We start from the raw sequence: 9,609 nt of genomic DNA on the forward strand, positions 1-9,609 counted from the left end.
GGACGCGCCGTTTCTGTAGGGAGGTTCGCTAAGGCTTAGGCGGCGTTGGAGGCCGCTTTCTTGCCGATCAGTTTCGGTTCGGACTTTTCCGGAGCACCGATTTCGATCTTGCGCGGCTTTTTCTCTTCCGGCAGTTCACGGATCAGCTCGATGCGCAGTACGCCATGGTCAAGGCTCGCGCCGGTCACGATAACATGGTCCGCCAGCTGGAAGCGGCGAATGAAGCTGCGCTGGGCAATGCCGCGGTGCAGATAGTTGCGGCCTTCGCCGTCTTCGCTTTCGCCGCGCTTGCCGGCAACCGTCAGCAGGCCTTCTTTGGTCTCGATGTCGAGATCGTCTTCGGTAAAGCCGGCGACGGCAATCTCGATGCCGAAGGCGTTATCGTCGACACGTTCGATATTGTACGGCGGATAGCCCTGCGAGCCGTCGAGGCGTGATGCCTGATCGATCATGCTGGCAAGACGGTCAAAGCCGACAACCGTGCGGTAAAGGGGGGTAAGGTCAATATTGCTCATAGAATCAGTCCTCTTATTCAAGCAACTGCGGGCAACCCGTCATCACAGGGAGCGCCCGGATGGATGTTCGGCATCTGTTTTGATCCAGCCCGAATTCGGCGCTGAGGCAGATACCGGTCACGACCCGATTGTCGGCATCGTGACATGAACTATGTGGGTAGCGTAAAGTGTGGTTCAAGAGGCCAGTTGAGAAGAGGAAAGCCCGTGAAACATCTGACCCCAATGATTGCCCTGTCGGCCCTGTTGCTGACGGCCTGTGGTGCGCAGGAAACACCCCCGACAGAGAAAACCGTCGAGGTGGAGAAAGCTGCAGAAGCCTTTACAGAGGCAAGCCCCCTGCAGGCCGCCATTGAAGGCGAGCATCGCACAGAGGCTGAAAAGGCCCGCGATCAGTATCGCCACCCCAAGGAAACCATCGAATTCTTTGACATCGAGCCCAGCGACAAAGTCGTTGAGCTGTGGCCCGGCGGTGGCTGGTACACGAATGTGCTGGCGCCTTATCTGGCCTCCGGAGATGGCGTGCTTGTGGCAGCCGGGTTTGACCCCGAAGGCGGCGATGAAGAGCGCCGGGCGCGTATTGAAAGCCGTCTGGCAGAATTCCAGGCCGAACATTCCGACGCGATCTATGGCGATATCGAATATTCCGCCTTTTCCGGCACGACCGGCCCGCTGACAGAGCCGGGCACAGCCGATGTCGTGCTCACCTTCCGCAACCTGCATAACTGGATGTCAGGCGGCTATGCCGAGAAATTCTTCACCGATGCCTATGCGGCCCTGAAGCCGGGCGGCGTGCTGGGCGTCGTCGAGCACCGCCTGCCGTCGACAGAGACGCAGGACCCGACCGCCTCCAGCGGTTATGTGCATGAGGATTATGTCAAATCCCTCGCAGAGGCTGCCGGCTTTGAATTCGTCGGAGCCAGCGAGATCAACGCCAATCCGGCCGACACGGCAGACCACCCCTTCGGTGTCTGGACGCTGCCCCCCAATAGCCGCACGACGGACCGCGACGGCAACACGCCGGACGGTTTCGATCCGGAAACCTACGCCAATATTGGCGAAAGTGACCGCATGACGCTGAAATTCGTCAAGCCGGTCCAGGACGCCGCCCCGGCCGAGGACGCCAGCGCAACAGAGGAATAGGCGCCGCCTCTCCCCTGATCTGAACATGTGCCCGCCGCGCCTTCGTGCATGGCGGGCACTTTTCTTTGGTCGCCACCGCGCCTAAAGACGCGCACATGACCACACGCACCCTGTTCCCGACCCTCGTACGCGAGGAAAAAGTGTCCGATCTGGACTTTGCCGAGCAGCTTGAGAAAGTCTGCTGGCTGCTGGCTGAAGAAGACGATGCCGGCAATACCTGGTGCGAAGAGCAAGGCTATGGCGGCTACACGTCCTACGCCTCGCTGGATGACTTGCCCGAACGCTTTCCGGAATTTGCCGAGCTGAAAAGCCGCCTCGCGCCAATCGCCGACGATTTCGCGAAAGAGCTCCATTGGGACATGGACGGTCTCGCCCTTCAGCTGGATGCGATCTGGGTGAACATTCTGGAGCCGGGTTTCGGGCATTCCAACCATATTCACCCCGGCAGCGTGCTGTCCGGCACCTATTATGTCTCCGTTCCGGAAGGCTCAGGCCGGCTGAAACTGGAAGATCCGCGCCTGTCAAAGATGATGGCCGCCCCGCAGCTCGTCGATGACGTGCCGGAATCTGCCCGCCGCTTCATTTACCTGCCCCCCAGCATCGGCCATGCCTTTTTCTGGGAAAGCTGGCTGCGGCATGAAGTCCCCGCCGGGCCGGACGCCGAGGAACCGCGCGTCTCAATCAGCTTCAATTATGCGCTGAAACGCCTTTAAGGCCTCACAACACCTTAACGAGTACGATCAGCGCCAGGGCGAGCCCACCCAGATACGTCACCAGCGCGCCAACCGCTTTCAGCGGATGCGGCCGCTCCAGCGTCACGCAGACCAGGAATCCGATCGCATGCAGAATGCGCGCGGTCGTGATCGCGATCACCAGAATGGTCACCGTCAGGCCCAGGTCGCGGCCCGCATAAACCAGTCCCGTCAACAGGAAGAGCCCGATCAGGACACCGGCATATTCGGCGGAATTCCCGTGCGCCCGCTGCGCTTTCAGCATCGGTCCGGCCGGGTCTGTGGCCGCGTCATAAGCGATGGTCTTTGTGCGGGCGCGCGTGATCGATGTCCAGAACGCCAGCAGCAGCGTCAAAATCACCAGAATCGCACTGCAGATTATCAGGATTGTATGCATCAAAGTCCCCCCTCCAGAAGGTTAGTCTAACGTCGCCGCAGTGCCCCTGGAAGCCTTTTCAACCCAACGCCGTTAACGAAACCGTGGCACCGTTGCTCTTGACGAAACGGGCTTCTGACGTCATCGCCACCCCCACATCGTTTCAATTTGCAGCCAGATACGAGCCGTCTCATGGACCTTTCCAAAATACCGACCGGGAACAACCCGCCAGATGACATCAACGTTCTGATCGAAGTGCCGCTGGGCGGCGATCCGATCAAGTACGAAATCGACAAGGATTCCGGCGCGATGTTCGTTGACCGCTATCTCTACACAGAGATGCGCTATCCGTGTAATTACGGCTTCGTCCCGCACACGCTGAGCCTTGATGGCGACCCGATTGACGTGATGGTTGTTGGCAACCGTCCGCTGGTTCCCGGCTCGGTCGTGCGTGCGCGTCCTGTCGGCGTGCTGATGATGACGGACGACAAGGGCCCGGACGAAAAGATCCTGGCCGTGCCGCACAACAAGCTGACCTCCTATTACGACAAGATCGCCACCTATCACGATCTGCCGCAGACGCTGATCGACAAGACGGCCCACTTCTTCGAGCATTACAAGGATCTCGAAAAAGGCAAATGGACCCGTATTGAAGGCTGGTATGGCATCGAAAAGGCCCGCGAGCTGATCGAAGCTGCCGTCGCCCGCGGCAAGGAATAACAGCCTGATTTCCGCATTGGCCGGACGGGCATGACCCGGCCGGCCATGCCCTTGCGGCGCCTGACAAGGTGAGGCCGTAATCCATGGACATTTCTGTCTGGCTGGCCTTGCTGGCCCTGTTCTTTGCCGGTGGCCTGACGCCTGGCCCAGCTGTCATGATGGTGATGAGCGCATCCCTGCGATACCGCGCGCCGACCGCCATGATCCCTGCCCTTGGCGTTTCCACCGCAAATCTTCTCTGGATCAGCCTGGCCGCAACCGGCATTGCCGCTTTTGCCGCGCAACTGCCTGTCGTGCTGACAGCGCTGAAGATTGCCGGCCTGTGCTTTATCGTCTGGCTGGCCTGGACGATGGCGACCGCAGATCCGCATCGGCCGCGCGCCCGGGCTGAGCAGGCCCCTGCCCGCGCCAATCTGTTTGGCCGCGGCATTGCCCTGCAATTGCTGAATCCGAATGCGCTGGTCTTTTTCGGCCTGCTGCTGCCCAGTTACTTCGATCACGAAAAGCCGGTCTTGCCACAGGCCCTGATCATTATGGCGACCGTCACGGTGACGGAAATGCTTGGCCTGACCTTCTATGCCTGGCTGGCAGACGCCATGAACCAGCGCCTGCAATCGCCTGTCTTTTCGCGCTGGTTCAACCGGCTGGCCGCCGCCGCCATGGTGGGGTCTGCCGCGTTCGCCGCCGTCATGACAACGACAGCTTAAAGCCCACGCAGGATTAAGGCTCGATCACCTCGAACCGGCCGGTCTGATGGTTCCGCCAGTGCAGTTCGCCATGCTTGATGGCAAACCATGCACCGTGGATTTCCAGGTCACCGGCATCAACGGCGCGCTTCACAAAGGGGAAGGTCATCAGATTGTTGATCGATGTCTCGATCCCCTCAAGTTCCAGGGCAAATTGCGGATTGACCGAACCGCTCGCGACAACACGCTCGCGCGCCTTTTCCAGCAGGCGCACCCAGGGCGTCACGAACTCGCCAATCTCCGGATTGCCCTCGCCCTCCAGAGACGCAGCAATCCCGCCACATCCCCCATGGCCCATGATAACCAGATGGTCGATCTTCAGCACATTCACCGCATATTCCAGCGCCGCGCTGACCCCGTGCAGGCTGTCATCCGGCTGATAAGGCGGCACAAGATTGGCCACATTGCGCACGACAAAAAGCTGGCCGGGCGCTGCATTGAAAATATCCGATGGTTCTGCGCGGCTGTCGGCGCAGGCGATCAACATGATGCGCGGGTTCTGGCCTTCGCCAAGTTCCCGATAGAGGGCCGCCTGCTTTGCATATGTCCCTTTGCGAAACCGTCGATACCCCTTCAGAAGATCCTCAACCGAATTCATGCAAATGCTCCTGTTTCTCCGGAGCACTGACTAGTGCATATTGTCTACGCTGCAAGCGTGAATCGGGATATTGTTTACCTCTTGGCGCTTATACTGGCTTTGCAAACGCTGTATTGGTTGCAGTTGAGCGCTGATTTCTGGAGTTGAACATGTCCACGCCGGCAGAAGCCAAGAAGTCATCCCGGAAGGGGCCAACACGCAGCGAAGCGTCAAAAGCCGCCATTCTGGATGCAACGCGCGAAGAAATGGCCGAAAATGGCTGGCGCAGTTTTAGTGTTGATGCCGTTGCAAAGCGGGCCAGCGCGTCAAAACAGACCATTTACAAATGGTGGCCCTCAATTGGTGCCATGTGCGTGGAATCCGCCCTTGCCCTGATCCCGGACAGTCCGGATGGCGGGCGTGACCCGCAAGAACGCATTACGGCGCTGATTGTCCCGCTGGAAGCCGCCGCCCGGACAGGCGCGGGCCATGCCGTGCTGCGTGTCGCGCTTTGCGCCGCCGCTGACGACAAGGATGCCGGGGAACTCTGGCGCGCCTGGATGAACCGCGACATCCGCATGCCAATGCGCATGCTGCTTGCTGAACTCGCCAGCAAACGCGTCATTCGGCGCGATTTTGATCTGGATGAAGTCATTGAAGAGCTGCTCGGCCCCCTCTGGCACCGCATCATGATCATGCGCGCGCCGGTCCGTGAGGGCTTCTGCAGCACCCAGGCACGTAACTTTTTACGGGTATACGCCACCTTCTGATACGCCTTTGGCGCGAATGTTGCACAGCCGTTTCCCTGATTTGAACTGGGAAACGCCATGCCGACGCGCAGAATAGACTGGATCGACAACGCAAAAGGGATCTCAATCCTGCTGTTTGTCCTCATGCAGGCCACGTTCAATTACGAGGCATTGCTACAGAAACACAGCTGGATGCACCTGCTGGCAGCCTGGGCAGCGCCTTTCACTGTGCCGACCCTGTTCGTGATTGCAGGACTGTTCCTGAATCGAACACTCTTTGGCTCGAAATCCACGTTTTTTGACCGGAAAGTGCTCAGATTCGTCTATCTTTATGCCATCTGGCTGGCCATCCAGACCCTCATTCTGAATGCCGGAACCCTGATGACATCTCCCCTGTCGGTTCTGGGCAGCTATGTCATGGCCTGGGTCCAGCCAGCCGCCGGCCTCTGGCTGATACCCATGCTGATCGTGTTTTCGGTGGTTACCTGGCTGCTGCGCTTTGTCTCTGTGCCGCGACTTCTGATCATGGCGATCGTTCTGCAGATCATGCATTCCGCCGGTCTGGTCCATAGCGGCTGGGTCCTGGCAGACCGCTTTGCCGAATATTACGTCTTCTTTTATGCCGGGTATGCAGGCCTCAGCCTGATCAAGCGCTATGCCGACACGATCACCACCGGTTTTGATGATGTCCCGGCTGCCCTGCTCGTCTGGGCCACAATCAATACGGTGATCGTCATACAGGGCACAGACACACTGCCGATTATCAGCCTCGTTCTGGGCATGGCGGGGGCCTTTGCAGTGATCGCAGCGGCCACACTGCTGACGCGCCGTAACTGGAAATGGGGCGAGTTCGTGAAATATACCGGCCGCAACTATCTTGTGATCTATCTGGCCTATTTCATCCCGCTGGCCCTGTTTGAGACCCTGCTGGCCTCGACAGGCTTCCGGACAGAATCCGGCCTGACCATTCTGTTCCTGACAATCGCGTCCCTTGGCGCGCCCCTGTTGCTGCACCAGTTGCTGCGCAAGACGCCCCTGATCGCGCTTTACCGCCGACCCGCCACATTCCGCTTGCAGGAAAAAGGCGCTCTCCCGAAGGGACGCCTGCTGACACCGCCGCAAAGAAATACCGGGGAAGCGTGATTTCTGCGCGCTATTTCGCGCGGGTCCACACCATCAGCGGGTCGAATGCGCCGGTTTCGGCGGCTTTCTGAAGCTGGCTGATCTGCTCATTCACCGGGTTCGGGGCTGAGGCCGCGGCGCGCTGGCCGTAGAGCGCATCATCCAGACGACAGATCTGTTCGAACAGCGCTTCTGACCGCATCACGAGATCCAGGAAACGCTGGGGCAGACCCAGCCCCTGCTGCGCGGCAGCATCCAGCGGCGGCTCTTCACGGCGAATACGGTATTTGCGGGCAGCCGCTTCCTCGCGGCGCATTTCTCCATCGCGCACGGCTTTTTGCATCACCAGCCAGCTCGCAGCCTGCATCAGGCGCGTCGTCAGCTCCATGCTCCAGGCCGAATAGGTCAGGCTCGCTTCCCGGGGCAGCGTCTTGGCATTCTCCCGGCCCGGGCCATCCAGATAGGTCGCGGTCTCTTCGACCAGCGCCATGCCGCGCGCAAATACGGTGTCGAACAGCTTTCCGCCGGTAAATCCGTCCTGACTGTCCCCACCTTCGTGCGGTGATTTATCTGCCGCCATTTATTGCGCCCTCGCTCGCGTGCATACGTATTTGGAATTTATCAACTTAGCCTTTATGGCCGCTTAATTATCGCCGCCGAACAAGGCATGCGCTGCAGATTTCTGCGCCTTCTTCTTCTCTATTTCGGCTTCGCAGGCCGCAATGCCGGCCTGCAGCGTCTCGATCCTCGCCTGCAGCTCCTCGACAGACATCTGCTCCAGTGTCTGGGGCGTATTCACCAAGATCGGCTCTTCGTCGAATGCGGCCATTGGGGGTCACCTTCCAATTCGTGCTACAGCCCTTATCAAAGCAGAAACCTTACCAGGATGCGACTCGGAAACCGAAGGGAATACAGACCATATGTCAGCTGAAACGATGAAAGCGGTGATTGCAGAAGACGGCCAGCCCCTCAAACTGGCAGATGTGGCCCGGCCCAGCCTGAAGCCCGGCGAGGTGCTGGTCAAAGTGGCCGCCTCCGGTCTCAACCGCGCAGACCTTGTCCAGCGCAAGGGCGCCTATCCCCCACCGCCTGGCGCCTCCTCCATCATGGGCCTGGAAATCTCCGGAACTGTCGTGGAGACAGGCGAAGGCACCGCGCGCTTTGCGCCGGGAGACCGCGTGGCCGGTCTGCTGGCTGGCGGCGGGTATGCGGAATATTGCGCCGTTGATGAAGGCTCCCTCCTGCCCGTGCCGGACGGGATGAGCTGGCAAGACGCCGCCTGCTTCCCGGAAGCGCTGATGACTGTCTGGGCCAATGTGTTTGACCGCGTCGGCTTCAAATCCGGGGAGGCGTTTCTCTGCCATGGCGGCACCAGTGGCATCGGCGTGATGGCCATCCAGATGACGAAGCTGGCCGGCGCCTCAAAGATCTTCGCCACCGCTGGCACTGACGAGAAATGCGCCCTGATCCGCGACCTCGGCGGTGATCGCGCCATCAATTACAAGACCGAAGACTTTGAAGCCATTGTTCGCGATGAAGGCAGCGTGGATGTCACGCTGGATATGGTCGGCGGAGACTACATCCAGAAGAATATTTCGGTGTCGCGTCCTGATGGGCGCATCATCAACATCGCCTATATGAACGGCTTCACGGCCGAGGTGAATTTCGCGCCCGTGCTGATGAAACGCCTCACCCTTGCCGCCACCACGCTCCGCGCGCGGCCCGTGGACGAGAAACGCCGCATACGGGACGCGGTGGAAAAGGATTTCTGGCCGCATGTGGTCTCCGGCAAGATTCGTCCGGTTCTGGAGAAGGCTTTCCCGGCCTCTGAGGCCGAAGCCGCGCAGGCCCTGATGGGCCAGGGCGGGCACTCCGGCAAGATTGTGTTGACCTGGTGAGGCAGGCACCTTTCCTTTTGCCGGGCATGGCATTATAAAAGCCTCAAGGTTTTTCAAGCATGTCTGGAACCTGACCGCCCGGCACGATGTGTCGGGCGGCTGCATTTCAGGCACAATTAAAGTCAGGGAGTTCCCCATGTCCGAAGTTCTGATGCCCAAGGCAACCGCCGTTTGGCTGCTCGATAATACCAGCCTTACCTTCAGCCAGATCGCGGACTTCTGTGGCCTGCACAATCTGGAAGTCAAAGGCATCGCTGATGGCGACGTCGCCGAGAACATGCGCGGCGTGGACCCGATTGCCGGCGGCATCCTGTCCCGCGCCGAAATCCGCAAGGGCGAGGAAGACGAAGGCTACAAGCTGAAAGTCGCCGAATCCAAGATCGCGCACATCCCTCAGCCGAAGCGCAAGGGCAGCCGCTACACGCCGGTTATCCGCCGCCAGGACAAGCCGGATGCCGTCGCCTGGTTCATCCGTAACCACCCGGAAGTGTCTGATGCGCAGATCTCCAAGCTGATCGGCACCACCAAGTCGACCATCAACAATGTGCGCGACAAGTCTCACTGGAACTCTCCGAACATCCGTCCGGTTGACCCGGTGACACTGGGCCTGTGCACACAGATCGAGCTGGACGAAGTGATCGCGAAATCCGCTGAGAAGCGCCGCAAGATGGAAGCTGAAAAGGCCGAGAAGTTCGAAGGCCCGGGCATCGCGCCTGCGCAAGATGAGCCGGCCGCCTTTGAGCCCCAGGACGATGATACCCCTTCCGGCGCAGAACCGTCTGCAGACGACATCTTCAAGAATTTCAGCTAGACTTTGTGTCAGCCATTCTGTTTCAAAAGCCGGCAGTTTTGCCGGCTTTTTTATGTTTGCAGCATATACAGCAGGAACAAACTTCGGCGGACAACGCCCACCCTCTCCCCCGCCAATGCCTGCGAAGGCAGCTGAGAGGGCACAGTCCCCAACCCCTCCGCCCCCAACCCAATCCGTCTGATACCGCCTCAGCCCATACTTCAGGTCTGCTCACACGGGGGCCG

General features: G+C 59.7%; 13 protein-coding genes. 8 read left to right on the forward strand and 5 right to left on the reverse strand.

From position 1 onward, the window contains the following. Nucleotides 1-35 precede the first annotated feature (35 nt). Entirely contained in the window at nucleotides 36-515 is a 480-nt protein-coding gene (locus HY29_RS04765) for an Hsp20 family protein (protein ID WP_034793176.1), read from the reverse strand. Nucleotides 516-719: 204 nt separating this feature from the next. Here HY29_RS04765 and HY29_RS04770 point away from each other — a divergent pair, with 204 nt between their 5' ends. Continuing rightward, the gene (locus HY29_RS04770) at nucleotides 720-1,655 is read left to right on the forward strand and encodes a class I SAM-dependent methyltransferase (RefSeq protein WP_241765134.1); all 936 of its coding nucleotides are present in this window, start codon (nucleotides 720-722) and stop codon (nucleotides 1,653-1,655) included. A 95-nt stretch (nucleotides 1,656-1,750) separates the two neighbouring features. Further along, a complete protein-coding gene (locus HY29_RS04775) occupies nucleotides 1,751-2,368 on the forward strand; it encodes a TIGR02466 family protein (protein WP_034793182.1) in 618 nt (205 codons plus the stop codon). Nucleotides 2,369-2,372: 4 nt separating this feature from the next. Here the strand turns inward: HY29_RS04775 and HY29_RS04780 are convergent, their stop codons facing one another. Beyond that, nucleotides 2,373-2,783 carry an MAPEG family protein gene (locus HY29_RS04780; protein ID WP_034793183.1) on the reverse strand — a complete coding sequence of 137 codons (411 nt, stop codon included), beginning with the start codon at nucleotides 2,781-2,783 and terminating at the stop codon, nucleotides 2,373-2,375. Nucleotides 2,784-2,954: 171 nt separating this feature from the next. Between HY29_RS04780 and ppa the strand changes: the two genes are divergently transcribed. Next, a complete protein-coding gene (gene ppa, locus HY29_RS04785) occupies nucleotides 2,955-3,482 on the forward strand; it encodes an inorganic diphosphatase (protein WP_034793185.1) in 528 nt (175 codons plus the stop codon). 83 nt (nucleotides 3,483-3,565) lie between these two features. Then, the gene (locus tag HY29_RS04790) at nucleotides 3,566-4,189 is read left to right on the forward strand and encodes a LysE family translocator (RefSeq protein WP_034793187.1); all 624 of its coding nucleotides are present in this window, start codon (nucleotides 3,566-3,568) and stop codon (nucleotides 4,187-4,189) included. A 13-nt stretch (nucleotides 4,190-4,202) separates the two neighbouring features. Here the strand turns inward: HY29_RS04790 and HY29_RS04795 are convergent, their stop codons facing one another. Next, nucleotides 4,203-4,826: a carbonic anhydrase gene (locus HY29_RS04795; RefSeq protein ID WP_034793215.1), complete on the reverse strand. Its 624-nt coding sequence runs from the start codon at nucleotides 4,824-4,826 to the stop codon at nucleotides 4,203-4,205. A gap of 149 nt (nucleotides 4,827-4,975) precedes the next feature. Here HY29_RS04795 and HY29_RS04800 point away from each other — a divergent pair, with 149 nt between their 5' ends. Both HY29_RS04800 and HY29_RS04805 read left to right on the forward strand, forming a co-directional pair. Next, nucleotides 4,976-5,575, forward strand: a complete 600-nt coding sequence (locus HY29_RS04800; protein WP_034793218.1) for a TetR/AcrR family transcriptional regulator — start codon at nucleotides 4,976-4,978, stop codon at nucleotides 5,573-5,575. Nucleotides 5,576-5,632: 57 nt separating this feature from the next. Next, nucleotides 5,633-6,697, forward strand: a complete 1,065-nt coding sequence (locus tag HY29_RS04805; RefSeq protein WP_034793221.1) for an acyltransferase family protein — start codon at nucleotides 5,633-5,635, stop codon at nucleotides 6,695-6,697. Nucleotides 6,698-6,707: 10 nt separating this feature from the next. Here HY29_RS04805 and rcdA read toward each other — a convergent pair whose 3' ends face one another. Beyond that, on the reverse strand, nucleotides 6,708-7,256 hold the full coding sequence (gene rcdA, locus HY29_RS04810; protein ID WP_034793225.1) for a protease adaptor protein RcdA: 549 nt from the start codon (nucleotides 7,254-7,256) through the stop codon (nucleotides 6,708-6,710). A 63-nt stretch (nucleotides 7,257-7,319) separates the two neighbouring features. After that, nucleotides 7,320-7,505, reverse strand: coding sequence for a DUF1192 domain-containing protein (locus tag HY29_RS04815; RefSeq protein WP_034793229.1), 186 nt, complete (start codon nucleotides 7,503-7,505; stop codon nucleotides 7,320-7,322). A 91-nt stretch (nucleotides 7,506-7,596) separates the two neighbouring features. Here HY29_RS04815 and HY29_RS04820 point away from each other — a divergent pair, with 91 nt between their 5' ends. Further along, nucleotides 7,597-8,574 (forward strand): NAD(P)H-quinone oxidoreductase, encoded by a 978-nt coding sequence (locus HY29_RS04820; protein ID WP_034793232.1) that lies wholly within the window; start codon nucleotides 7,597-7,599, stop codon nucleotides 8,572-8,574. Between the two features lie 136 nt (nucleotides 8,575-8,710). After that, a complete protein-coding gene (locus HY29_RS04825) occupies nucleotides 8,711-9,385 on the forward strand; it encodes a DUF1013 domain-containing protein (protein ID WP_034793235.1) in 675 nt (224 codons plus the stop codon). Nucleotides 9,386-9,609 lie beyond the last annotated feature (224 nt).

It is taken from the genome of Hyphomonas beringensis (genome assembly GCF_000682755.1).
GTDB lineage: Bacteria > Pseudomonadota > Alphaproteobacteria > Caulobacterales > Hyphomonadaceae > Hyphomonas > Hyphomonas beringensis.